Below are 24,499 nucleotides of genomic sequence, written 5' to 3'. Positions count from 1 at the left end.
CGGATACCGACCCACCCAACCGGTATGGTCCCAACCCCTTTCATTTTTTTCCCGGCTCCGGGCGCCTTTCCAAACTATCGGTCGGTGGTTCTGTCAAGGGCGTTCACGTAGTGCCCTTGATAGGGCCGCTGTCCGATAGACAATTCTGCGCCCCCGGAACGGGAAACCGGTGAGTCGCCGCTGCGACCGTCCACCCACAGCAATCCGAGACGTCACGCACCCAGCATCGTCAGCCTGTTCTTGTCCGGGTTCGGTCCGGGTCTCGTCCGGGTTCTGTCTACCCGGGTCCCACGTGTCCGGGGTTTGTCCGGGAAACCGCACGCTTTCGGACCTGGGAATGTCCGGGTCCAAAGGTCCACGCTGAAAGCGCACCGAGAAAGGAGGGGGGCGATGCTTCCCGACTCATTGACCGCGATGCGGGAACGCATCGAAGATGGCACCCTGCCGGCGTTCCTCACCCAGCTCGACAGGGTGGCGGGCTGCACCAGCCCGATCCGGCTGGTCGGCGCTGTCGATCACGTCGACGTCGCGACCGGTGAGGTTCGCCGTGTCCTCGACAGCGCCACCATGCCGGACGGCACCATTCTCGTTCCCTGCGGGAACCGACGGGCCTCGGTCTGCCCGTCCTGCTCCTACCTTTACCAGGGCGACGCTTGGCAGATCGTCCACGCGGGCCTGTCCGGCGGCCCGGACGTACCCGCCACGGTCGGCTCACACCCGGGCCTGTTCGTCACGCTGACGGCTCCCTCATTCGGTCCGGTGCACTCCCGCCGTTCCAACCACGGACCTGCCCAGGTCTGCCGGCCACGCCGGGGCCGCTGCCCCCACGGCCGTTCCCGCGGCTGCTTCCGCGTACACGGCGACGGTGACCCGCTGCTCGGGCAGGCGCTCTGCCCGGAGTGCTTCGACTACCCGGCGGCGGTCGTGTGGAACGCCTGCGTCTCCAGGCTGTGGAAGCGCACCGTGGATCTCACCTACCGCAAGCTCGCCACCCACCTGAGCACCTCGGAGCGGGCGGTACGCACCGCGCTACGCATCTCGTACGTCAAGGTCGCGGAAATGCAAGCGCGGGGCCTGGTCCATCTGCACGCGATTCTCCGGCTCGACCGTGGCTCCACCCGAGACGGCGAGTGGATCACTCCACCGGACTGGGCGACCGGCGAGCTGGTGGGGCGCTGCCTGCGACAGGCGGCGGAAACGGTGCGGGTGCCCTGCCCTGACCCGCACCTGCACGCCCCGATCACCATGGAACAGGCACTCGCCACCCTCGCTGGCGCTGGCCTGACCGACACCGCTCCGGCGACCGGCCCGACACCGGTCCACGGGGCGGAAGTCCGCTGGGGCGCACAGCTCGACATCCGACGCATCCATGTCGAGACCGGTGACCTCACACCGGCGACGGTCGGGAACTATCTCGCGAAGTACATCACGAAATCGACCACAGATTCCGGCAGGCTCGACCGGCGGATACGCGACGGTGAGGAACTCTCGGCACTGCTGCCGTTCCTCACGGAGCATCAGGCGGCGCTCGTGAAAGCGGCGTGGCGGCTCGGTGTCTGGCCCGAATTCGATGACCTACGCCTGCACACCCATGCTCACGAGTTCGGATTCCGTGGGCATTGGCTCACCAAATCGCGGCGCTACTCGACCACCTTCGGCAAGCGGCGGGAGGCACGCCGAATCTGGCAACGCACCCACACACCGAACGGCCAGGAACGGGTACCACTCGACGCATTCGGCAGGCCAGACGACTCCGACGAAACCGTGATCGTCGCTACCTGGCGGTTCCACTCCGTCGGCTACCGACGCGATGGCGACCGATGGCTCGCACTCCAAGCGGCAGACCAAGCCCGGTCACGACGCGAGGAAGCACACCTGGCTCGGAACGTTGCCGCATGAATTCTGCTGAGGAGGTTTGACGTCGTGGCCGAAAGTGCCGCTCTGAAGCGGCTTACCTACACCGTCGATGAGGTGGCGGTACTTCTGGGGGTGAGTCGTGGCGTGGCTTACGCCATGGCGAGATCGGGTGAAATTCCGGCGATCCGTGCCGGTGAGCGCCGCTGGGTAGTCCCTCGGGCGCGTTTCGAAGCGTGGATTTCCGGGCGAATGGAGGTGGCCTGATGGGGCACGTGGTAAGGACTCCAGCGGGAACCTGGCGGGCAAACTGGCGCGACCCGTCCGGCGCGCAGAAGGCCAAAACCTTCCGCACGAAAAAAGACGCTTCCGGATTCCTGGCGACGGTGGAAGCGGAGAAGTCGCGGGGAACCTACCTCGATCCGTCGGCGGGTCGGGTGCTGTTTCGCGACCACGCCTGCCGGTGGGAGGGAAGTCGTCGGGTGGAGCTGACCACGGCAGATGCCGCGAAGTCGCGGATGCGCTGCCACATCGTTCCGCAGTGGGGAGATTGGCCGTTGAACAAGATCTCATTTCTCGATGTCCAGGCGTGGGTAACTCGCCTGGCGGGCAAGCTTGCGGCACAGACGGTGGTCTCCTGCTTCGGCTTGATGTCCTCGATCATGAAGGCTGCCGTCCGGGACCGACTGATTGCGATCAACCCGTGTGAGGGCGTCCGGCTGCCCGCGCGCCGCAAGGGTGCGTCGTCCGATGAGCTGATCACTCGCGAGGAGTTGACGGGGAAGCTCCTGGTGGAGGTGCCGGAACGGTACCGGGCGCTCGTCCTGGCGGCGGGCTACGCGGGGCTCCGGTGGGGTGAGTGCGTCGGTCTCCACTGGCGGAACGTCGACCTGGCGGCCGGACGGATCGTCGTCGTGGAAACGGCGGTGGAGGTCTCAGGGCGGATCAGTATGAAGCCCTACCCGAAGAGTGAGGCCGGACGGCGGATCGTGCCCGTTCCGTCCCTACTCGGGGCTGCGCTCCGGCGACAAGCTGAGATCGTCACCGCGGGGTCGGATGATCTCGTTTTCCCGGACTCGGTCGGACACCACCTGCGGCGCTCGAACTTCCGGCGGAACGTGTGGGTGCCGGCGCGTGACGCTGCCGGCCTGCCGTCGTCGCTGACCTTCCACAGGCTCCGGCACTGCTACGCGACGTGGCTGGTCTCTGAGGGCGTACCGGTGAACCTGGTCCAGGCGGCGCTGGGGCACGAACACGCGAGTACGACCCTCGACCGGTACACCCACCGGCCGGCGGACTACGAAGATCGGTTGCGGTCGGCGTTCGATGACTGCTGACGATCTGCTGACGATCGTCAGCTAGTGACGATCGTCGATCATGCAAACCTGCTGGTGGAGACGAGGGGACTTGAACCCCTAACCCCTGCCTTGCAAAGGCAGTGCTCTGCCAGTTGAGCTACGCCCCCGTGGGTCTGGCCGCCAGGACGCGAGATCCGGGTGACCAACGTCCCCAGACTACGGCATCGCTCACCGCTGGGACGCCTGCCGCCGAGGTTTCTTCACCCTTGATCTTCGGCGGCGGGGGTCGCGGCGTGGGCGGCAACCACCGCGTTGTCCACAGCCAGTACCCCCAGCCCGCCGAGGCGGCAGCCCCTTCGATCGGCTCCACCGGCCCGCCACCCACGGCTCTCCGTAGATCAGAGTTGTGATCATCTTGGCAGTTCTGCCAGCTCAGGCCGGGTTCAACGATGCAAGGCCGACCAGAGTGCACCCCTCGTGTCAGCGTGGGTCGAGATTGTGGATAACCCGACCCCTCTCGGCGCACGCTGCCCATATATGGAGTGCGTTCAAGTTCTCGGCGCCATTCCGTGCCGAGGTACAGACATAAAGCGAGCAATGTGCCATGATTGCCACAACGCACGTTGTCTGGAAATATGTCTGGAACACGCCACGCCATCGGCGATGAGTCGGCCTGAGTCCCACCGGGCCGCGACGACATCGATGGCGCTTGTGTGTTGGTAGTGACGTCGTCAGGTCGGTCTCGGTCGTGCTGCCGCTCCGCGGCGGGGGGCTCGGTTCGGTTCGACAGCTGTGGAAAGCCCGCCGGAGCTCGGCCTCGCCGTGGGTGAACGAGACCCATGGGTGGAAATCGTTAGCTGTTCTCCGCCTGTGTGGCTGGTTCGCGCGGGATCTTCGTTGCTCCGTCGGCCAGCTGCGAGGGCACGCGCCGCAGCGAACCCGGGTTGGCGGCCTGTGCGCAGGCGCCGGCCGGCAGGCAGAAACGGTCCAGACTTATCCACACGATGCCCACCAGCGGTCATCGTTCCCGCCGTGGACCACCGAACTGTGGACAGCGTGGCCCCGCGCTCCAGCGCACGTTGACCACAGGCCTCGCGCAGCAGGCCTCGGCCCCACGACGACAGGTCCACGCGCAACCCGAATCCGGTGCGGAGGCTTCTCCGTGGCAGTGGCGACACATCCGATTCGCGCGACCGCTCCGGCGGGATGGTCACGTCGTCCGCGTGGGCCGCACGGCCGATGCGGGACGCCCAAGGCACGGCTGCGACTGCGGCTGCGACGACAAGGTGCCTGCGGCGGCAGCCCCTGGGCGATGGGAGTCACTGCAGCTACGGGAGTTCCGCAGGGGCACCGACCCTGCTCGCGGCCAGCACGCGGGTACTCCCGGCGACGATGGCCCGAGCCCAGTTTGGAGTCCGCCATCTTTTGCTAATAAGCAAACGTTCTACACTCACGCCATTGACGAGCGCGACGACAAGGAGCTGGCGTAAGCCATCACGCCCGTAGATCGCCGGGACCATCTCGGAATTCGTTCCCGTCGGCGACACTCTCCGTCGATGGCTTCCAAGCAAAAATTTGACAGAAACCCCACCGGGAGTCAGTCAAATTTTGTCAATCAGCAAACGTTGTAAACTAACTCCCTGGGCGGTCGGCGCGCAAATCGTCCACCGGATTCCCTCGATGGTCAAAGATGCCGGTTGATGCCAAGCAAACTCATCGAACTTCTGCGACAGTCACCGCGGAGGATCAAGGTGCCCTCGTACAGCCAAAACTGCAGGTGGGTACTGTTGAATTTTGCGCATGAGCAAAATAATCCGACAGAAACCCGGGGTGGTAGGGGTTCGCATCACCGACCCTTTTCACGACCGGCGATCGACGACGTTTGCTGACTAGCAAAATGGTTTCACCATGACCACCGCCGGCCGTCGTCAGCGTCGCCAACCATGACCATCCCTGGAGTGTGCGTTATTTTGTTGCAAAGCAAAATAAGTGAACGTTCACCGGATCTGGAAATCGTCGGACGATGTACCGATCGCCACGCAAGGTGAACGACAGATTTTTCTTTGAAGAAAAATGATTCGACAGTCACCGTGGGCAGTTTTCGTACGCGGATTCGGGCAGCCACAGACAGGGGCAACGTCGACCTTTTGCGACAAGCAAATATCGTGCACGGTCACCATCACAGGGATGCCTGCGGGCTGCCGCACAATCGAGTCCCGGCTCCCACGCCGCGGTACCTGAGCCGGGGTGAACGAGGCGCTGCGGTCCGCGCAGAGGGACTGTTGGCCGCGAGCTACCGCTGTTGTCGACGGCGAAGCGGCAGACAGACTGCGCGGGGAAGGACGAAGCGACGAGACACGGACGGACCACAGTGGGCGAAGCCGGGGACGGACGCGGAACAGGCCTGACCGAGGCTGGCCGCCGGTTCCTCAGGTCCAGGCGGCCAAGGTAGGCCAGGCAGGGTCGCCTTCGGCCCGGCCGGCCATCCAGCGCAGCGCTGCCCCGGCGGGGAGATCGACCCGGACGATCCGGGCGCCCCTCCCGGCGGCGAGCGACGGGCGATCCCCTGGTGTGAGGTGGAGCGTGACGTCCGACGGAAGCCGTTCCACCAGGCGGCGGGTGGACCAGGCCCATTCGGCCTCGATGTAGGCCGGGCTCAGGTCGCCCCAGTTCGGGCCGCCGAGATCGGTGAGGCCCAGATCGACCAGGTGGACCTCGATCTCACGCCATCGCAGGAACACGAGATCCGCGAGGCTGGTGCTGCCCTGGGTGCTCGTCCGGCCGAGGCCGCCGCGCCAGGTGTTGACGTGGGTGTCGTCCCAGGCCCGTTCGAGGCGCCGCACCGAATCGGCGACGTCGGCGACCAGCTGCTGCGCCGGGCGGCCGGCGCCGGCCTCGATCGCGGTGTTCCGCTGCTCCGGGCCACCCGGGTACTGATCCTCGACGTACCCGTCGCGCGCCGCGTCGAGCATGTCGGCGTGGCTGTCGGCGTTTCGTGCGAGATGGGTGATCAGATGCCCGACGGTCCAGCCGGGAAGTAGTGAGGGGCGACGCGCGACGGCGTCGTCAACGCGGGCCAGCAGCTCCAGCAGCCGCGCATGGGCCCGTGCGCAGCCCAGCAGCCGGTCGAGCGGCACCGCGGACGGCGTGTACTCGGGAGGCTGCGGCGGCTCCGAGAGGACGACAGAGGAGGACACCGGCTGCGAGTCCGAATGCGGCGCGCTGGGAGTGGCCATGGGGACCAGACTCCCCCCTCGCTCGCCGCGAGCGCCACTTCGCCACCCCGGCAGGGTGCCCGGCGGGATGAGGAAGCGGCACTCGCCGCTACGGATGGGTCAGCGGGTGCCCTGCGCGGCCGTCGCCTCGCGCCAAAGGTCGATCTCGTCCTTGTTGCGGCGGCGGCGGACGGCGGTGAGGAGAGCCCCGGCGCTCGCCGCCACGGCGATGAGAGTGAACTTGCGCATACCGACTCCCCTTGGTCGACTGCCACTACCCGCTCACCGTATCGCGCGTGAAACCGCTGCGCCGACGCCGAACGCTGTCGGATCACCGTCCAGACACAGGCACAGGAAAGTCAGCGCCGACGAACAGGTCGGCGCCGACCGTGGGCGACCAGGTAACCGGCGACCGGGGCGACATCCGCGGGAGCCCGTCCTGCGAGGACGGGCGTCCGGCCACCGTGTTCGGGGTGGCCGGCAGCGGCTGCCGGGGTCGCGCCCTGGGGTGGGGGCGGCTGAGGTTCAGCGCTGGTAGGTCGCCCGCAGGACGCCCCGAGCCAGGGTGTGGAAGGTGAGGTTGAAGCCGACGACGGCCGGGGCCACGCTCGCGTCGATCTCGAGCTTCGGCACGTCGACGGCATGGACCACAAAGACGTAACGGTGCGGGCGGTCGCCCTCGGGGGGAGCGGCACCGCCGTAGTTCGGCGTCCCCCAGTCGCTGCGGACGTGGTACGAGCCCGCGGGAAGACCGGACAGGTCACCGCTGGCGGCACCGGTGGCCAGCTCCGTGACGTCCGCCGGGATGTCGACGAGCACCCAGTGCCAGAAACCGCTGCCGGTGGGCGCGTCGGGGTCGAAGCAGGTTACGGCGAAGCTCTTGGTCTCTGCCGGGAAGCCGCTCCAGGACAGCTGCGGCGACAGGTCCGCGCCGCCCGCACCCCCGTACACCTGGTCCAGGCCGAGCGGGCTGCCATCCGTTATGTCGCTGCTGGTCAGGGCGAACGAGGGCAGGGCGGGCAGCAGGTCGAGCGGGTCCGGTGCGGTGTTCCGGTCCAGCAGGGACATCGGTCGGTCCTCTCGTCGAGATCGGATGACGCCCGCATTGACGGGCATCCGCCGGATTGGATGACAATCGCGAGACCGCGTTGTCATCTGTGGGCTTTACGCTTCTCCGCGATGAAACATCATTACGCCACCAGAGGTGGAGCCGGGTCTTGAAGCTCGTGACGGCGATCCTGCGCCCGCACCGCGTGGATGATGTCCGCGCCGCACTGACGACGTTCGGGGTACAAGGAATGACCCTGAGTCAGGTTACGGGCTTCGGCCTCGAGCTCTGGCGTACACAGGCGTATCGAGGCAACGTCTTCCATGACGAATCCGTGAGCAACGTCCGGCTTGAGCTGATCGTGCCCGACGTCGACGCGACTGATGTGGTGAACGTCATCCGGCGGGCGGCGGCGTCGGCAAGCAGCGGGGCCGGCAAGATCTGGGTCCTGCCGGTGGAGGGTCTTGTCCGGATCCGTACCGGGGAGCGAGGCATGGACGCTCTCTGATCGCCACCCAACGTCACCCAGGGCAACCAGAATGTGGACTTTCAGACACGGAAAGTAACCGCACTATGCCCGTCTTGCGCTAGTTCATCATCTTTTCGGGGATAATTGGGCCGTGGGCGCGACGTAGGGCCGACCGGGCGGATACGGTAGCTGTGTTCCGGCGGGTGTCTCCCACTGAATCCCCCCGTATCAGTGGGTCGCCCGCCGGAACCCTTTTCGTTTCCGGCCTTCGCGCCCGGCTGTCGGCTCGGGTGGCCCCTCGGCACAGCGGCCCGGCACAGTTGCGCGGGCCGATCCCGAGCGAGGCAGGCTCGCCGGCGACCAGCCCGCGCGACGACGCTCAGCGGTTCCGGGGCGCCGAATGCCTGCCGCCACCTCCACGCCGCGGGTTCCGCTCGATTCGCATCGTCTGCTCACTCTCGCCCGGCCCCGCCGGTGTGCCCGCAAGCTGGTCGGCGTAGGTCCGACCGCCCGCGACCGGATCGTGCGCACCACTCGCGCCCGTGCCCGTGGGCTGGCCCCCGGTACTGCCGGTGGCCGCGGTGGCGGCCTTTCTGCGACGAGCCCGCAGATACTCCACGCCGATCGGCAGCACCGAGACCAGCACAAGCAGGATGAGCATCGCCTCGACGTTGTCCCGAACGAAGGCGATCTTCCCGAGGTAATAGCCGAGAACGGTGACGCCGCAGCCCCAGAGCAGCCCGCCGATCACATTGAAGGTCACGAAGGTCCGGTAGTGCATGCGGCCCACGCCGGCGATCACCGGGGTGAACGTCCGCACGATCGGGACGAACCTGGCCAGCACGATCGACCGGGGGCCGTGCTTCTCGAAGAACTCCTGTGCCTGGTCGACGTACTCCTGTTTGAACAACCGCGAGTCCTGGCGCCGGAACAGTGCCGGCCCGACCTTTCGGCCGAAGAGATAGCCGACCTGGTCACCCGCGATGGCGGCGACGGCGATCAGCGCACAGGCCAGCCACAGCGGCGTGGACACCTCATCCCGCGAGATCAGTAGACCCAGCGTGAACAGCATGGAGTCGCCGGGGAGGAAGAACCCCACCAACAGCCCGGATTCGGCGAAGACGATCAGCAGGACCATGACGAGGCCAGCCTTGGCCAGGCTGTCAGCGCTGATTGCGTCCGGCCCGAGGGCCAGGGTGTTCGACGCGAACGTGGTCACTGTCGAGGGCCTCCTGGGGATCGAACGGACCGCGCGCGGCAGCGCCGTAGGTAAATCCAGGGTCTCACGTCCACGGGGCGGCTCCGCTCCGGCCTCGGGCCGGGCCCGAAACCCACCGGGACAGCGGGCGGACGGCAGGTGCACGGCAGACGGGCAGCGGGCGGGCAGCGGGACAGCGGAAACACAGCTGACGCTCAGATGGTGCCGACCCTGGCAAAGCACCCATAACCTTTCGGGGTGACGAGACCCCGGATCCGTCTCCTCTGCCTCACCCTCGGCGTCACCGCTCTGGCCACGCCACTCGCGGCCTGCACCGCGCGCTCGACCTCCGCCACAGCCCTGCGTCCAACAGCACCGACAGTGGCGTCGGCCACCGCGCCGACGAGGACGTCCAAAACGACGAATCAGCCCAGGGCAACCGGAACGGCGCCCTCCACCGCCAGCTACCAGCTGAGCGGCTACGGCCTGAAGGACCTCACCGTCAACGGCCGCACCGGATCCGAGGACCTCGCCGACCTGCCCGCCGGGAAGCCCGGTGAGCTGGTGTCGACCGCCCCGGTGACCGCGCCGGACGGCCTGCGGGCCTGGCGGATGCTGTACCACTCCACCGGTCCGGACGGGGAGGACCGGCTCGTCACGGGTCTCGTGGTGGCCCCGGCGGCAGGCACGCCCGTTCCGCCCGCTGGCCGCCAGCTGGTCGCGTTCGGCCACGGGACCACCGGGATCAACGACAGCTGCGCCCCGTCGAGAGCGGACTCGCCGCTGTCCACCGTCGGCGGGACGCTCCAGCTCGCCAGGGATGGGAACGTCCTGGCCATCACCGACTACACCGGCCTCGGCGGGCCCGGTGAGCATCCGATCTACGTGGCCGACGTCGAGGGGAAGGCAGTTCTGGACGCCGCCCGGGCCGCGCGCTCCCTCACCGCCGCCCAGGTGGGCCGTGATGTCGTCCTCTGGGGGTATTCGCAGGGCGGCCAGGCGGTGCTCGCCGCCAGTGGTCTCGCCGCCGCCTACGCGCCTGACCTGCGGGTTCGTGGGGTAGCGGCGACCGCGCCCCTGGCCGATGTGCGGACGTCCCTGCGTGAGCTGCTGGCGACGCCGGGGGGCGTCGGCTACCTGCTGCTCGCGGTGCTGGGTGTCACCGCCGCCGATCCGGCTGTCAACCCGGCGGGCCTGCTCACCGCCACCGGCCGGAGGCTGAGCGCCGTGGCGCACAACCGGTGCGCGATCGACCTTCTGCAGGCGAGCACCGGTGAGTCCGTCACCAGTGTGTTCACCAGCGATCCACTGCGCACGGAGCCGTTCGCCGGCGCCCTGGAACGTCAGTGGCAGCAGCTGGAGAAGCCTGGGCCGCCGAAGCTCGTGCTCCAGGGCGATCTGGACACCGTGATCCGCCAGCCCACCACGGACAACGTGGTCCGCGCGCTGTGCGCGGCTGGCGGCCCGGTGGAGTACCGCCGCTACCAGCTGGCCGATCACCTCACGGTCGTCAACGCGTCCATGCGGGACCTCTCCGCCTGGATCAACGCGCGCTTCGCCACCGACGGCACGGCCGAGCCGGACAGCTGTTCGCGGCTCTGACCGCGCCGCCCCCCACAACCGTGCAATCGCGACCGCGGCCGTGACCGCAGCCGCTGGCCAGGACGTCCACGTCACCCACCCACGGGCAGGGTGGGGGCGGAATCCCGGGCTGCGGCGAGGGAGTATTCGACGAGCCTGCGGTGGAAGGCGGTCACCGGCCCAGCAGCGTCCGGCCCACCTGCGTCCGGACCACCTGTGCCGTCCGGGCGATCGGGGTCCGGCCCATCGGGGCCCGGGCTGCCGGGGTCCGGGCTGCCGGGGTCCGGGCTGCCGGGGTCCGGGCTGCCGGGGTCCGGGCTGCCGGGGTCCGGGCTGCCGGGGTCCGGGCTGCCGGGGTCCGGGCTGCCGGGTGGGCTGCCGTAGCCGAACGCCTGCCGTCCGAACGCCTGCCGGGTCAGCAGCACGCCCAGGAAGGCACTGGCGGCCAGATCGGTGTCCAGGTCCGGCCGGGTCTCGCCGCGCAGCCGGGCGTCGTGGAAGGCATCCTGGACAGCTGCCGCGCACCGGTCCACCGACTCCCGCCGGAAGGCCGCGTACAGGTCGGGATAACGCGAGAGCTCGGCCAGGCAGCGGGCGAGGATCGACATCCGCGGCTCGGTGAAGACGGCGTCGACCTGCGGTGCCAGTCTGAGCAGGTCCGCGCGCAGCGAGCCGGTCCGGGGTGGCACGAGACCGGCGGCCAACGTGCCCAGGGCGGCGAGCACCAGTCCGTCACGGGTGGGCCAGCGGGCGTAGATGCCGCGTTTCGCCACTCCCGCGCGGGCCGCGACGCTGTTGACGCTGAATCCGCCGACACCCTGGTCGGCCAGCTCCTCGACGGCGGCCCGCAGGACCCGATCGTCGATCGTGGCGTCCCGGGGGCGGCCCCGACGCGGCCGCGAACAGTCCTCGGCCGGATCATCGGGAGCCATCCGTCCAGGGTAGGCGTCTGACCGCAGCCCAGCGGAAACCACACAGCGTAGCCGCAGGACGTGGGAGGTGGACCGGGTCCCGGCCGGGGGCGCGGCCTGGGTCGCCGGACCTGCTCCAGGACGGGACTTGGCAGGTCGCGGATGGTTCGTACCCGAAGGAACCGGCTGCCCAATGTACGGACAACGACGTCCGGACCGGCCGTGGCACCAACTACGCTAAGTAGCCGGATTTGCCCGAAAGCAGCCGAAAGTATCCGGATTCCGTGAAGATCGGCGCCTAATGTCCTAGTGTTCCAGCAACGGCGCTGTCCACGGGCTCGCGGGACCCGCAGGAGGCCGCGAGCGATGGAGGGCGCACCGTTGCGGATTGCGTTGTTGTCGTACCGAAGTCTGCCTACCTGTGGTGGCCAGGGAGTGTACGTACGGCACCTCTCGCGTGAACTGGTTACGCTAGGTCACCAGGTCCACGTTGTGAGTGGGCCGCCCTACCCGGTGCTCGACCCGGGCGTGGAACTCACCGAACTGCCGAGCCTCGACCTCTACCGCGACGGCGATCCGTTCCGCTGGCCGGGGTTCCGGGAGTTCAGGTCCCTGGCGGACGTGGCCGAGTTCGGCATGATGCGCACCGGGCAGTTCTCCGAGCCGCTGGCGTTCTCGATCCGGGCGTTCGAGGCACTGCGCCCGCGGCGCGGGCAAGGCCGGCCGGACTTCGACATCGTCCACGACAACCAGACGCTGGGCTACGGCCTGTTGCCGCTGCGCCGGGCACTGCGCCCCTACGGGATCCCGGTCGTCTCCACGATCCACCACCCGATCACCGTCGACCGCCGTCTGCACCTGGCCGCGACGACCGGCCGACGAGCCCGGCTCGGTGTTCGTCGCTGGTACTCGTTCCTGCCCATGCAGGGACGGGTAGCCCGTGGTCTCGACGGTGTGGTCGTGCCGTCGGAGAGCTCGCGGCACGAGATCGTCGCCGACATGAACGTGCCGCTTGATCTGATGCACACCGTTCCGCTCGGCGTCGAGTCCGACGTGTTCACCCCGAGCCCGGCCGGACCCACTGGCGACCAGGACGGCCAGGGCGACCAGGCCGCCGCTGCCAGCACCCGGGTCCCGGGACGGATCGTGGTGGTCACCAGCGCGGACGTCCCCCTCAAGGGCCTGATGGTGCTGTTGGAGGCGCTGGCGAAGCTGCGGGTCGAGCGCCCGGCGCACCTGGTGTGCATCGGGAAGGTCCGGGAGGGCGGGGCGGCGCAGCGCCGAGTCGTCGAGCTCGGGCTCACCGAGGCGGTCACCTTCCGGTCCAATGTGCCCCAGCCCGAGATGGTCGAGCTGCTGCGCACCGCCGAGGTCGCCGTGGTGCCCTCGCTCTACGAGGGCTTCAGCCTCCCCGCGGTGGAGGAGATGGCCTGCGGGCTGCCGCTGGTCGCGACGACCGCCGGCGCGCTGCCCGAGGTGGCCGGGCCGAGCGGGGAGGCCGCGCTGCTGGTGCCCCCGGGCGACGCCGACGCGCTCGCGGGCGCGATCAGGACACTGCAGGACGACCCCGAGCTGCGCGCGCGGATGGGTGCCGCCGGCCGGCGCCGGGTCGAGGAGCTGTTCTCCTGGAAGGCCGCTGCGGCCGGCACCGCCGCCTGGTACGAGAAGGTGCTCCGCGAGGCCAGGCCGGCCGCCGGCCACGACAACCAGGCATCCGCCGCATGCTGACCGTCGATTTCGACCGCTTTCCCGTCCCGGGGAAGGCCCTCGTCCTCGACCTCGGCTGCGGTGCCGGCCGGCACTCGTTCGAGGCGCTGCGCCGCGGTGCCCGGGTCATCGCACTCGACTACTCGGCCGACGAGGTGGCCGGGGTGAACGCGATGTTCGGCGCGATGGCCGCCGAGGACCAGGTGCCCCCGGGCGGGCAGGCGGGGGCGGTGCGCGGTGACGCGCTGTCGCTGCCCTTCGCGGACGGCACCTTCGACCGGATCATCGCGGCCGAGGTGCTGGAGCACCTCCCCGCGGACGCCGGCGCGATCGCCGAGCTGGCCCGCGTGCTGCGCCCCGGCGGACTCGCCGCGGTCACCGTGCCCGCGCGTTTCCCCGAGCGGATCTGCTGGGCGCTGTCGGACGACTACCACAACGTCGAGGGCGGCCACGTCCGCATCTACCGCCAGGACGACCTCGTCACGAAGCTGCGCGCGGGTGGCCTGGACCTGATCGGCCAGCACCGCGCGCACGCGCTGCACGCCCCGTACTGGTGGCTGCGGTGCCTGGTCGGTGTGCACGACGACAACCATCGGGCCACAAAGCTCTACCACCGGCTGCTGGTCTGGGACATGATGCGCCAGCCGGCGATCACCCGCCGGACGGAACAGCTGCTCGACCCGGTCCTGGGCAAGAGCCTGGTGCTGTACCTGCGCAAACCACGAGTGCAACCACCGGCCCGGACGTCCGATCGCTCGGCAGGTGATCACCTCACCGTGGGGGGCCCGCGTGCCGGCGAGTGACGCCTCGCCTGACGCCTCGCCTGATGCCTCGCCGACCGGACCGATCCTCGACGCCGCGCAGCTACGTGCCACCGCGGACGCCATAGCGGCCGCCCAGGAGCCCGACGGGGCCATCCCGTGGTTCCCGGGCGGGCACACCGACGCCTGGGACCATCTGGAATGCGCGATGGCACTGCTGATCGCCGGGCGCCTCGACGCCGCCGACGCCGCCTGGGACTGGCTGCGCCGCAAGCAGCGCCCGGACGGCTCCTGGCCGGCCAAGACCGTCGGCGGCGTCATCACGGAGGACTTCGCCGACAACAACCAGTGCGCCTACGTGGCGACCGCGCTCTGGCACCGCTGGCTCGCCACCGGCGACCGGGCATTCGTCGACCAGCTGTGGCCGGTCGCCCGGGCCGCGCTCGACTTCGTCGTGGACATGCAGGCGCCCGCCGGCCAGATCTGGTGGGCCCGCGACGCCGCCGGGAACGACTACCCCGAGGCGCTGCTGACGGGATGTTCGTCCACCCTGCACAGCCTGCGCTGCGGGCTCGGGCTGGCAGCGCTCGTCGACGATCCGCAACCTGACTGGGAGCTGGCCGCGGGCCGGCTGTGGCACGCCCTGCGCCACCACCCGGAGAACTTCATCTCCCGGGATCGCTGGTCGATGGACTGGTACTACCCGGTGATCGGCGGCGCGCTGCACGGCACGGAGGCGCGAGCCCGGCTACGCAGCCGCTGGGACGACTTCGTGGTGGACGACCTGGGCATCCGCTGTGTCGACGACGAGCCGTGGGTCACCGGTGCGGAGACCTGCGAGCTGGCCATCGCGCTGCACCTCGCCGGCGAGTCCGACGAGGCCGCCCGGATGGTGCGCAACATGCAGCATCTGCGCACCGCGGACGGCGCCTACTGGACCGGCTGGCAGTTCGTGGCCCAGTGCCACTGGCCGGAGGAGCAGTCGACCTGGACCGCGGCCGCGGTCATCCTCGCCGTCGACACGCTCGCCGGCGGGCCCACCGAGCGGGCCTTCCGCGGCGACGGCCTGCCCGAGGCCCTGCAGCCCGCTTCGGCAGCGCACGGGGCGTCCGCACCGCACGCCGACCTGCCCGGACCCCGCCGGGCCCCCGATTCCCCGGAGCGCGGGTCCCAGAGCCCCCACCAGCAGCCCGCGGACGAGTCGCCGCGGGCCTGATCCGGACCTGACCCGGGCCTGCTGCCCAGGGGCCTAGGGCAGGGGCCTGCTGAGCGGGGCCTGCTGAGCGGGGCTCAGAACAGCCGGCGGAGTACCCGCAGGGATCCCGTCCGCGACATCTCGGTGAATCCGTCCCGGACGGCGCGGAGCAGCACGTGGTACGGCGCCTGGCCGCCATCCGCCGGGTCGGGGAACACGTCGTGGATGACCAGCCGGCCGCCGGGACGCACATGGCGGGCCCAGGCCTCGTAGTCGGCCTGGGCCTGCTTCTCGGTGTGCCCGCCGTCCAGGAAAAGCAGGTCGATCGGCGTCGACCACCAGCGGCCGACCATCTCCGAGCGCCCGATGACGGGTGTGACGACGTCCTCGACGCCGGCGGCCTCCAGCGTGGAGCGCAGGGTCGGCAGCGTGTCCATCCGCCCGCTCCGCTCGTCGACGAGCGTGGTGTCGTGGTACTCCCAGCCCGCCTGGTTCTCCTCCGAGCCGCGGTGGTGGTCGACGGTGACCACCACGGCACCGACGAGCCGGGCCGCCGAGGCGAGGTAGAGGGTGGACTTGCCGCAGTAGGTGCCGATCTCGCAGATGAGCCCACCGCCGGGAAGCTCGGCGGCGGCCGCATGCAGCGCCTGTCCTTCCTCGGGTGGCATGAAGCCCTTGGCAGCCTCGGCCGCCTGCCGCAACGCCACGTCCACGTCGTCGTCTCCTCGTCCCAGGTGGGGGATCCGGGTGGGATCCGGGGTCCGCGACCAGCGGGATGACCCGCTCGGCTCCCCGCCCCGTAGCCGATGCCGCCTGCTCGTCTTACCAGAACTGGCAAAGCGCATGCATGGGATGCGGGCCGGCACTTCGCCCACCGGTGCGCGGCTCGCACCCATCCACCCGTGGCGTTCGTGTCGGCTTCCAGACACCACTCACCACGATTGGCACCCACATAGCGGCCTATCCACAGGATCATCCACAGCTTTATCCACAGCCCTGTGCACAGACCCGTGGACAACCACAGGACCACAAGGACCAGACCACGCTAAGCCCCCCGCACCCCACCGGCGGTACCCGTGCGGATGAACCCGAGGGCGATATCCACAAGACTGAGCCGGTACAGGCCGACGACGTCCGTCAGCGGGATCCAGGCGGCCAGGTCGGTGGTGCCGCCCACCTCGGACCGCAGCTCACCGCCGACGACGTGGCCCGAGTACACGATCCGCAGCCCGTGGAAGTCGGTGTTCCTGTCGGCCCAGAACTCGCGGATGGAGTCGACGCCGAGCAGACCGGTGATCTCGACGTCGAGGCCGGTCTCCTCCTCGACCTCCCGAACGGCGCCCGCCTCCGGCTGCTCACCGTGGTCCAGCCCACCCCCTGGCAGCGTCCACCGCGCCGCGTCCGCGGCCACGCTCGGACCCGTCCGGACCAGCAGCAACCGCTCATCCTGGACGCAGACCACATAGGCGGCGATCCGCTGGTACTTCCGGGCGCCCCCACCACCCCCAGCAAGCCGCACAAGCCCTCCCAGCACCGATTCGTCCACCCAGGCCGATTCTGGTGCCGCCAGGCCCCCACAGACCACCAAACCCCACAACCACCCGACCGCCCCGCCGCCGTGGGCGGCCCCGGCGGACGCCCGGGTGGCTCAGCCCCACATCAGCCGGATCTCGCCCGAACGGCCACCCTTCGGGGATCCCACCCCGCCCCGGCGCACCGACAATTCATCTCAAAAGCGGGCAAAAAGGGGTACGGGTTGCCTGGCAACCCGCAAGAAAGAAGGATTTCGGTCGTCGGAGCGACCAAAATCGTTCACTCTTGCGACTCACCACACCGGGCCACCGGGCGACCGGGTGCTCGGAGGTCCGGCCGCGTTCGTGGGGTGCGGACCTCCCCGCCCACCATCCAGCGATCTTGATCGGCGCCAGCCTGCGCCAGGCTCCCAACGACCAAAATCCTCAGATCGTGCCAGGCACCAATAGCTCCATCGCCCGAAGCCACACCGCAGGACCCGGGAGGAACCGACCAAGCAAACCCAATCAACCAGGCAATGCCGGCTAAGACCCCCCGAAGCCCCAGGCCCCAGGCCCCAGGCCCCCGCTGATCTTCGAGGATTCCCGTGGGGGTTCGGCCCCCCGACCAACATCCCGCGGGCCCCAGGGAGCCCCCGAGCAGAGGGACGAACACACAAAGCCGACCAACCAGGCAAACCCTGCGAACCAGAAAACCCCCGAAGCCCCAGACCCCCACCATCTCCGGGGGGTTCCCGTGGGGGGTCCCGGGGGGCTCGGCCCCCCGACCAACATCCCGCGGGAGCCAGGGAGCCCCCCACCAGGGGGGCGAACACGCAAAGCCGATCGCGTGGACCTAGGTGGACTTGAACCACCGGCCTCTTCCTTATCAGGGCAAACCAGACAGTAGGCACGAAGGGGGACGCATGATCGGCTAGTCGAGGCCCCTGGCGCCCCAGGCGTTCGGATGTCGCCCGGAGTCGGCCGTTCCGGACCGTTCGGACCTCCGGGTGGGCACGTTCCTGGGCACGCCACGGCAGCCAGCCGACAACCACACGCAGCAGCACGAAGGGCACCTCGAAGCCGGGGTGCCCTTCGGTATTTCAGGTCCTGTCAGCCGAGGTGAGGCTCTCCGGGGTGGCCGAGGTAGTGGGTCACCCGTAGCAACATCGACGGGTGGATGTTCAGGCCGTCGAGTTCAGCCACGGTGAAGAACCGGGCGTCCTTCGCTTCGCTCCCGTCCGCCATCAGCGTGCCCCCGACGATCCGGGCCTCGTAGCAGATGGCGAACTGCTGCCGAACCTCTCCGTCGTCGTAGGCGATCACATGGCGCGGGTCGGTGAAGGTGCCGACGATCCCCACCACCTCGACGTCGAGCCCGGTTTCCTCCTTGACCTCCCGCACGGCGGTGCCGGGCAGCGACTCGCCCACGTCCATCGTCCCGCCCGGCAGGGCCCACAGGCCGTTGTCAGACCGGCGAATCAGCAGGACTCGCCGCTCATCGTCCGGAACCACGACGGTCGTAGCCGGGACGAGAGAGTTGGGCTTTGGCGCGGTCGGGTCGTCGTAGAAATCTCGACGGGCCATCAGGCAGCACCTTTCCCGGTCGCGGGAGCCGATTGGCTCCACACCTTTTCAAAACTGGTCAGGTAGTGGTCGAACAGGCGTCCGCCAGGAACCCGCTGTATGTGGATCACCGGGGACTGCGAGGCTGGTGCGCCGTAGACATGGCTGTTCGCAAGCAGGGTGTCATCGAATCGATAAATCGAGTTGTAGAGGGTCGCCGACTGTAGCCGGATATCGATCCCCGGCTGGTTCATCGCGCCCTGAAGGTGGGTCAGGCTCAGCCTCACGCGGGCAGCGACCCCATCGAATACCCCTTCCTCGGCGCCACGCAGGGCCACGGCTTCCGAGTTCGGATCTCCCAGCACCAGCCGTACCCGCGTCCCATCCTCACCTTTGCGTATCAGGGTCTTCGCGATGTCCGGTGTGCCGTCCATAAAAAAGAGACCGGCGTAGATGAGGATGTCGACGCAGTCCCGAGCCTGCTCAAGGAGGGACGACCAGAGGTGAATCGGCACGGCGCCGCGATGGGGGTAAAGGGCGACGAACTCGGCGATGCTCGCCGACTTCTCCCGGGTGTCGTCGAGTAGTCCAGGCCAGAGATACAGCTCATCAGCTTTGAGGACTGAGGCCGTGGCCGCCCTGTGCGCACGCCTGGGAATGCGGTCCTTGCTCACCCACCGCTCGACGGTCTTCGGGTCCACTCCCACGATTTCGGCCAGTCGATCCACCGTGAGGCCAGCACTCGCGAGGCTCCCCCGTAGGCGCTCGTTCGGCATCTTCCTCGACTCCTGTTGAGCTGGGACGTCTCGGGACGGTCACGGGACGCAACGATCATAGCCCGGACGTCCCTTACCGTCCGCGACAAGCGGTAACCGCGTCCCTCGGTATCTGTCATGGTCTGACCTGGGCGCCCCGGGATCACTGACCGGATCGCACACGACCGGGGTGCCCACCCGAACGCCCCCGGGTGTGCTGCCGCCACCGATGCCGGTATGCCCGGGGGCCCTACGGCGGCAGGCAGGGGAGGGCAGTCCGATGCCGTACGTCATGGTGAGCCGTACGGGGGCCAAACCGAAGGAGATCTTCCTACCGTGGTCCCGAGTCATGGCGACCGGCATAGACACGCTGGTCAGGCAGCAGCTGGTGAAGACCGGCGTGACCGCCGTCGAGCTGGTGGACGATGCCCGCTCGCGGGTGGCCGTCGTCGAGAAACCGGTTGCGGTGGCCAGGGCTCAGAGACGCGCCGTGTTGGGGTACGCCGCTGCTGAACTGCGCCAATGCTGACCGTCGTCGTTCACTACGGGGACAGTCCCACACCGGCCATGACCATGACCGGGTCCGACCTGTTCGGCGACTCCGACCTTCCCGCCCTTGCCGCGCGCCTAGCGCTGATGCTGCCGGCCGCCGAGCGAGTGCAGATCTTCGACGATGCAAGCCTCGTAGCTGACACAGACACGGACCCTCCCGAGACGAGACCTCCCGCCACCGGTAACGCGCTCGTTCTGCCCCGTGGGGCAGGGACGACCCGATGACGCCGTATCTACGACTCGTCTCCGGGGCCGAAGGGGTGCCTTTTCCTCGTACGGCCAGCGGCCTACCGGTCCGGGTCCGACCCGCCGATACCCATCCCGAGATAGAGGTGTTCGACATCAGCAGTGTTGATCTCGCCGATTTGCGGCGGATCGTTGAGCGTCTTCACGCCCTGGACTGACAGGGCGAGCAGTGCCGTATGTCGTCGTGGAACGCGACAACCAAAGACCTATCGAGCACTACCTACCGCAGAGTTCCGTGGAGGGTCTCACCTTAAGGGCCATCGCGGAAGAGGCACTGGCGGAGCATTCGGCCTGTTGCGTGACGATCCTCAACGAGCACCGGGACTCCATCTACGAAATCAAACACCATGAACCGAAGGCCACGGCAAGGGTGGGCCTGCCATATTTCCACTTCACCAAATAGGCCCCATACTGCGGCAATGGTTGCCGCAGGGCGATTGTAGGAGTGTGTATGCAGCCAATCGACGATCTGGTGGTGGCCGTCGAGGCCCTTACCCAGATTCAGGACCGGTACGACGCCGAGCACTCCGACGGCGGCGGCACCGGCCGGAGCGACGGCGGGGGCGGCGACGGCCTGAACCTGCCGGAGGACTGACCGAAGAACTCCGCCCGGCCCAACGTCCCACGAATCATCGAGATCAGGAGGTCAGCATGACCCTCGCGAACCACCTTTTGGTCCAGGGGATTCAGAAGGCGTTGGGCTGGTCGGACGTCTCGCCCCTCGGCGTCTCGTTCAGCCGAGGCCACCTGCCAGACCCGTCTATCTGCCGACGGCTGATGACCTCGACACGGCTCCTCGACATCGTGACCCGGCGCAGCCTTGAACCGCCTCAGCTCCGGTGCTTCAAGAACGGCGCCGAACTACATCCCAGTGACTATCTGCGATCGGCGCCGAACCGGCGACGGCAGACCATCCGGGTCGTAGATCAGACCGCGGTGACATGGCTCCTCGACACCGGGGCCACGCTCGTGCTCGACGCCCTCGACACGTTCGACCCGACCATGGACGTCGCGACCCGTGCCCTTCAGTGGTGGTCCCACGAACTCGTCCAGGTCAACGCCTACCTGACCACCCGATCGAGTGCCGGGTTCCCGATCCACTGGGATGACCACGACGTCATCGTGGTCCAGCTCGCCGGGGCCAAGACCTGGGATGTCCGCAGCTACTCCCGTCGGGTCCCGATGTACCGGGACGCCGACCCGAACTCCGAGGTCTCCGACGACATCGTTTGGCAGGGGACGATGGAACCGGGCGACGTGATGCACATCCCGCGCGGCTACTGGCATCAGGCGACCCGCGACGGCAGTCAGGACCCGCTGAGCCTTCACCTGACCTTCGGCTTCGTGAAGCGCACCGGGGTTGACTGGCTCGCCTCGCTCGCCGATCGAGCCCGGGAAGTCGAGCTGTTCCGCCAGGACCTCACCCGCTCGCCGGAGGACCGGGAGTCCGAACGGCAGCGGCTCGAAGCCGCCGCGATCGACCTTCTCAGGACCTACCCGCCCGGGGCCTACCTCCGGTCTCGGGAGGTCTCGCAGCCACCGGCCCGGCAGGCGCCCCACTTCCCGCCCGGGGAACTCCCGACGTCGGTGGTGTGCGTGACGGAGTTCGCCCCGGAGCTACAGCGCGGGGAGGACGCGGTCACGGTCCATGCCGCAGGCAAGCGGCTCACGGTCAAGGGCAAGGCCGAAGGGGCGCTGTCCGTCCTGCTCTCCGGGCGCCCGGTCGATGTTCTCGCTCTGAACGAGGCCAGTGGCCTCGACGTCCGGCCGCTCGCCGGAACGCTAGTCGAAGAGGGGATATGCGCCCACCTGACCGACGAATCACGCTCGGGCTATACCGGACTCGTCACAGCCGAGGCATCCTAGAAGCCGCTCTGGACCTGGGCATCAGAGATCTTGACACCGCGCACAACTACGCCGACTTCGCGTCGCTCACCCTGCTTGCAGGGGTAGCCGCTGACCTGCTGCCGCAGTTCTTCTTGTCCACCAAGGTCGGGTTCTTCCCGTCGCCCACCGGCCACACCGAGCACTCCCTAGACCCGGCTCGGCTGCGTGAGGCGATGGAGACCACCGCGGAGTCCCTCGGGCGCGCCCCTGACGTCGTGTTCCTCCACAACCCCGAACGCAGCATCCGTCAGGGCCCGCACCGGGCCGCCCATGACCTGCTCGCCGCAGCCTGCGACGTCATGCGGGACGCCGCCCGGTCCGGACTGTGTGTCGAGTGGGGCATCTCGACCTGGGACCCTCGAAGCCTCGTCCGGGTCCTCGACCACGGCCGGGGACTACCCGCCTCACCCGCCCATCTGATGCACCGCTCCGGCGTGCTCGCCGGTGCCGCTGTCGTCGAGGCCTCCGAGACCCTCGCGGACCTGCTCGACGTGGCCCCGGAACAACGGTGGGGCATGAGCCCCTTCGCGGGCGACACCCGCGCGCCGTTCTGGGACACGGTCAACCTCGCCCCGCTGCTGAGCAGCCCGGGGCACCACAGCACCGTCGAGACGGCCTTCCGCCTGGCGTACGAACTCCCGCAGGTCGGGCGAGTCGCGGTCAGCGCCAACGACCCGGAGCACCTTCGCCAACTGGTCGAAGCCACACGCCTCGACGTCGACCGCGCCGCAGCCGACCGGTACCGATCTCTCCTACGGGCCCGGCGACTACCCAAGCCGAAGGCGCTACTTTCGCGCTGACAACTCGATCACGAGCCGGTCAGCCTCGCGGGCCAGCGGCTCGGCAAGGTCCGGATGATCGCCGAAGTTGCGGCACATCCTCAGCAGCTCGACACACATGAACAACCGGGCCAGAGCGCCGGACCGGCACGCCAGGTCATCGGCGAACAGGTCGGCCACCTGCCCGGCGACGGCCGGGACAAGCAGCGAGAACGCCCACAGGGTCGCGCCGTCGAGCCCACGCGGCCCCAGGCCCCACCCTTCCCAGTCCAGGAGCACCATGCGCGGGGCGGTCAGGTTCGCCCAATGCACGTCGGCGTGAGCCGGTAGCCACTCGTCCACGGCGGGGTCCACCGCCGGACCGGCGTACTCACGAACCCGCCGACTGATCAGGTCCTGCCGGACGGCAACACGGGTCGTCTTCGCCTCGGCGAGCGCGCCGAGCGAGCCACGCAGGGACTCCCACCACTCGACGGTCAGGCCCGGCGGTTCCTCCCGGATCTCCGGCGTGGAGCTGACGGCAGGCGCCTCGACGCGAGTCGTCTCGTCCGCCCGCCATACCAGGCCCCGCGCGTCGTCGAGCCAGCACACCGAGCCGAGAAGCCGCGGCTTCGATACGCCCGTGAGCACCGAGGCACATTCCTCCCCGGTCCAGATGCGTTCGTTGATCTGCGAAGCGGGACGGAACAGGATCTTGACCCAGGTCCCCCGGCTCGTCCCGAACCCCATCGACTTGCCACCCCATCCGAAGGCCGGGTGTTCGATGTCGAGATCGACGGAGAGAGCCGCCACACAGCGATCGATCACATCCGGCACCGGAGTCTCTCGCAGGTCGAGCACCGTGATCCTCTCCGACAGTATGGATCTTGAGAGCGACCCTACTGCACCGAAGTCGCTCCTCTGGCATCGTCCGGGAAGGGCGGACAGCGGAACCCCTTGCTCGATATGAGCAACACCAAGAGGATAGAACACGCCGGAGACGCAATAAACCAATAAAGGAACCATCGAACGTTCCTGGATTCTTCGGAACGTTCCAGGAATCCGCACAGCGGATCGCAAAAAGTACTTTTTAGGAACGCCGAAAGTACTTTCCACGACGAACTGCAAACACTTAACCGGAAGCGGTGTAACGTAGCGGAACCCCCATGGCGTAGCTTCCTGCCCGTGGTCCTAGAGCTTCTTTCTGCCCCTGCTGCGGCAGCCGCTGTCTCTGCGGCATGCGGGGCGCTTGCGACTTGGGTCAGCCGACGGCCGCCCCGTGAGCGCACGCCGTCTGCCGACGACGCAGCAGCTGTACCTTCGATCCGAGCGACCTACCAGGGGCGGGCGCTCGTGATCCTTGTACCCTGCCTGACGGTGATCGTTCTCGCCTGTATCGTGACCTACGCCTACCTGAAGGCGACCGGCGGAAGCCGCCCCGGTCCATGACCAACGGGGTGACCGCTCGCCCCCGTCGCCCGTGTGACTGATTGGCTGATGTGTAGACACGCACGCCGGAGGAATGCGGCGGATATCAGCTACCGTCACCCAGACTTTCACGCCTCCCAGTCGAGGCGGTTGGCACGGCTCGCATTGTGGCGCCGGCACGCGGGCCGTAGGTTATCTAGTTCGTTGGTGCCTCCGAGCGACAGCGGCAGGATGTGATCCACCGTGGTAGCTGCGGCTGTGCAGCCCTCGACGAAGCAGCACGGGCCATCCGCTAGGACGATGGCCCGGTTTCGCCGGTATTCGGCGTTGTAGCCACGCTGATAGGGGCTAGGGCGATGAGCCGCGCGTTGGCGTTCCTTGGAACGTCTTCGGGCGGTAGCGCAGGCAGGGCAGCGTGAGCCCTGCGAGAGCTTCCCGCAGTCCAGGCAGGCGAGTGACGGCAAAGGTGATCCCATGGGCTGGTTGACGGGCGCATGCCGTAGAAGGGCTTTGGCGCCCCTGTGGGTCGTTTAGAGAATTACCAGGGGTGCCATCCGGG

General features: G+C 68.5%; 23 protein-coding genes and 1 tRNA gene. 12 read left to right on the top strand and 12 right to left on the bottom strand.

Going from position 1 to position 24,499, the window contains the following annotated elements; translation table 11 throughout:
• The first annotated feature begins 390 nt into the window (after nucleotides 1–390).
• The 3 genes from ACG83_RS25970 to ACG83_RS25965 are packed head-to-tail and all read left to right on the top strand — an operon-like array spanning nucleotide 391 to nucleotide 3,191.
• Nucleotides 391–1,899, top strand: a complete 1,509-nt coding sequence (locus ACG83_RS25970; RefSeq protein ID WP_054568866.1) for a replication initiator — start codon at nucleotides 391–393, stop codon at nucleotides 1,897–1,899.
• 24 nt (nucleotides 1,900–1,923) lie between these two features.
• A complete protein-coding gene (locus ACG83_RS47640) occupies nucleotides 1,924–2,121 on the top strand; it encodes a helix-turn-helix domain-containing protein (RefSeq protein ID WP_083473566.1) in 198 nt (65 codons plus the stop codon).
• Complete coding sequence (locus ACG83_RS25965; protein ID WP_054568865.1) at nucleotides 2,121–3,191, top strand: site-specific integrase; 1,071 nt, start codon at nucleotides 2,121–2,123, stop codon at nucleotides 3,189–3,191. The genes ACG83_RS47640 and ACG83_RS25965 overlap by 1 nt, the downstream gene beginning before the upstream one ends.
• A 52-nt stretch (nucleotides 3,192–3,243) precedes the next feature.
• On the opposite strand, the gene ACG83_RS25960 is transcribed toward ACG83_RS25965, so the two are convergent.
• From ACG83_RS25960 to ACG83_RS25945, 4 genes are all read right to left on the bottom strand, one after another.
• Nucleotides 3,244–3,319, bottom strand: a tRNA-Ala gene (locus ACG83_RS25960).
• 2,262 nt (nucleotides 3,320–5,581) lie between these two features.
• Nucleotides 5,582–6,388, bottom strand: a complete 807-nt coding sequence (locus tag ACG83_RS25955) for a maleylpyruvate isomerase N-terminal domain-containing protein (protein ID WP_083473565.1) — start codon at nucleotides 6,386–6,388, stop codon at nucleotides 5,582–5,584.
• A gap of 99 nt (nucleotides 6,389–6,487) precedes the next feature.
• Complete coding sequence (locus ACG83_RS25950) at nucleotides 6,488–6,616, bottom strand: DLW-39 family protein (protein WP_006538600.1); 129 nt, start codon at nucleotides 6,614–6,616, stop codon at nucleotides 6,488–6,490.
• Between the two features lie 276 nt (nucleotides 6,617–6,892).
• Entirely contained in the window at nucleotides 6,893–7,435 is a 543-nt protein-coding gene (locus ACG83_RS25945) for a YbhB/YbcL family Raf kinase inhibitor-like protein (protein ID WP_006538601.1), read from the bottom strand.
• Nucleotides 7,436–7,584: 149 nt separating this feature from the next.
• Here ACG83_RS25945 and ACG83_RS25940 point away from each other — a divergent pair, with 149 nt between their 5' ends.
• On the top strand, nucleotides 7,585–7,923 hold the full coding sequence (locus tag ACG83_RS25940; protein ID WP_054568864.1) for a P-II family nitrogen regulator: 339 nt from the start codon (nucleotides 7,585–7,587) through the stop codon (nucleotides 7,921–7,923).
• A 340-nt stretch (nucleotides 7,924–8,263) separates the two neighbouring features.
• On the opposite strand, the gene ACG83_RS25935 is transcribed toward ACG83_RS25940, so the two are convergent.
• Entirely contained in the window at nucleotides 8,264–9,103 is an 840-nt protein-coding gene (locus tag ACG83_RS25935) for a DedA family protein (RefSeq protein WP_054568863.1), read from the bottom strand.
• A 237-nt stretch (nucleotides 9,104–9,340) separates the two neighbouring features.
• Between ACG83_RS25935 and ACG83_RS25930 the strand changes: the two genes are divergently transcribed.
• The gene (locus ACG83_RS25930) at nucleotides 9,341–10,684 is read left to right on the top strand and encodes a lipase family protein (protein ID WP_054568862.1); all 1,344 of its coding nucleotides are present in this window, start codon (nucleotides 9,341–9,343) and stop codon (nucleotides 10,682–10,684) included.
• Between the two features lie 71 nt (nucleotides 10,685–10,755).
• On the opposite strand, the gene ACG83_RS25925 is transcribed toward ACG83_RS25930, so the two are convergent.
• Nucleotides 10,756–11,595, bottom strand: a complete 840-nt coding sequence (locus ACG83_RS25925; protein ID WP_054568861.1) for a TetR/AcrR family transcriptional regulator — start codon at nucleotides 11,593–11,595, stop codon at nucleotides 10,756–10,758.
• 345 nt (nucleotides 11,596–11,940) lie between these two features.
• On the opposite strand from ACG83_RS25925, the gene ACG83_RS25920 reads away from it, so the two are divergent.
• Genes ACG83_RS25920 through ACG83_RS25910 form a run of 3 tightly spaced genes read left to right on the top strand, consistent with a single transcriptional unit; the run spans nucleotide 11,941 to nucleotide 15,258 of the window.
• Nucleotides 11,941–13,302, top strand: a complete 1,362-nt coding sequence (locus ACG83_RS25920; protein ID WP_054568860.1) for a glycosyltransferase family 4 protein — start codon at nucleotides 11,941–11,943, stop codon at nucleotides 13,300–13,302.
• Nucleotides 13,296–14,084, top strand: coding sequence for a class I SAM-dependent methyltransferase (locus ACG83_RS25915; protein WP_054568859.1), 789 nt, complete (start codon nucleotides 13,296–13,298; stop codon nucleotides 14,082–14,084). The genes ACG83_RS25920 and ACG83_RS25915 overlap by 7 nt, the downstream gene beginning before the upstream one ends.
• On the top strand, nucleotides 14,071–15,258 hold the full coding sequence (locus ACG83_RS25910) for a hypothetical protein (RefSeq protein ID WP_083473564.1): 1,188 nt from the start codon (nucleotides 14,071–14,073) through the stop codon (nucleotides 15,256–15,258). The genes ACG83_RS25915 and ACG83_RS25910 overlap by 14 nt, the downstream gene beginning before the upstream one ends.
• 74 nt (nucleotides 15,259–15,332) lie before the next feature.
• On the opposite strand, the gene ACG83_RS25905 is transcribed toward ACG83_RS25910, so the two are convergent.
• The 4 genes from ACG83_RS25905 to ACG83_RS46980 form a co-directional block, all read right to left on the bottom strand.
• A complete protein-coding gene (locus tag ACG83_RS25905; protein WP_054568858.1) occupies nucleotides 15,333–15,950 on the bottom strand; it encodes a class I SAM-dependent methyltransferase in 618 nt (205 codons plus the stop codon).
• A 332-nt stretch (nucleotides 15,951–16,282) separates the two neighbouring features.
• Nucleotides 16,283–16,771, bottom strand: coding sequence for an NUDIX hydrolase (locus ACG83_RS25900; protein WP_235498184.1), 489 nt, complete (start codon nucleotides 16,769–16,771; stop codon nucleotides 16,283–16,285).
• A gap of 1,090 nt (nucleotides 16,772–17,861) precedes the next feature.
• Nucleotides 17,862–18,335 (bottom strand): NUDIX domain-containing protein, encoded by a 474-nt coding sequence (locus tag ACG83_RS25895; RefSeq protein WP_054568857.1) that lies wholly within the window; start codon nucleotides 18,333–18,335, stop codon nucleotides 17,862–17,864.
• Nucleotides 18,335–19,090, bottom strand: a complete 756-nt coding sequence (locus ACG83_RS46980) for a hypothetical protein (protein ID WP_054568856.1) — start codon at nucleotides 19,088–19,090, stop codon at nucleotides 18,335–18,337. Before ACG83_RS46980 ends, ACG83_RS25895 begins: the two co-directional genes overlap by 1 nt.
• Before the next feature lie 259 nt (nucleotides 19,091–19,349).
• Between ACG83_RS46980 and ACG83_RS25885 the strand changes: the two genes are divergently transcribed.
• From ACG83_RS25885 to ACG83_RS25865, 4 genes are all read left to right on the top strand, one after another.
• Complete coding sequence (locus tag ACG83_RS25885) at nucleotides 19,350–19,598, top strand: hypothetical protein (protein WP_054568855.1); 249 nt, start codon at nucleotides 19,350–19,352, stop codon at nucleotides 19,596–19,598.
• Between the two features lie 720 nt (nucleotides 19,599–20,318).
• Nucleotides 20,319–20,462 carry a hypothetical protein gene (locus ACG83_RS46170; RefSeq protein ID WP_200931378.1) on the top strand — a complete coding sequence of 48 codons (144 nt, stop codon included), beginning with the start codon at nucleotides 20,319–20,321 and terminating at the stop codon, nucleotides 20,460–20,462.
• A 56-nt stretch (nucleotides 20,463–20,518) separates the two neighbouring features.
• Nucleotides 20,519–21,733, top strand: a complete 1,215-nt coding sequence (locus ACG83_RS25870; protein WP_054568852.1) for a JmjC domain-containing protein — start codon at nucleotides 20,519–20,521, stop codon at nucleotides 21,731–21,733.
• A complete protein-coding gene (locus ACG83_RS25865; RefSeq protein ID WP_054568851.1) occupies nucleotides 21,667–22,554 on the top strand; it encodes an aldo/keto reductase in 888 nt (295 codons plus the stop codon). The genes ACG83_RS25870 and ACG83_RS25865 overlap by 67 nt, the downstream gene beginning before the upstream one ends.
• Here ACG83_RS25865 and ACG83_RS25860 read toward each other — a convergent pair.
• Entirely contained in the window at nucleotides 22,540–23,640 is a 1,101-nt protein-coding gene (locus ACG83_RS25860) for a hypothetical protein (RefSeq protein WP_152991519.1), read from the bottom strand. The genes ACG83_RS25865 and ACG83_RS25860 overlap by 15 nt on opposite strands.
• Nucleotides 23,641–24,068: 428 nt before the next feature.
• The gene (locus ACG83_RS48070; protein ID WP_083473563.1) at nucleotides 24,069–24,416 is read right to left on the bottom strand and encodes an HNH endonuclease; all 348 of its coding nucleotides are present in this window, start codon (nucleotides 24,414–24,416) and stop codon (nucleotides 24,069–24,071) included.
• Between the last annotated feature and the right edge of the window lie 83 nt (nucleotides 24,417–24,499).

Source organism: Frankia sp. R43 (assembly GCF_001306465.1).
GTDB lineage: Bacteria > Actinomycetota > Actinomycetes > Frankiales > Frankiaceae > Parafrankia > Parafrankia irregularis.
This window is presented reverse-complemented; position numbering and strand designations above follow the sequence as displayed.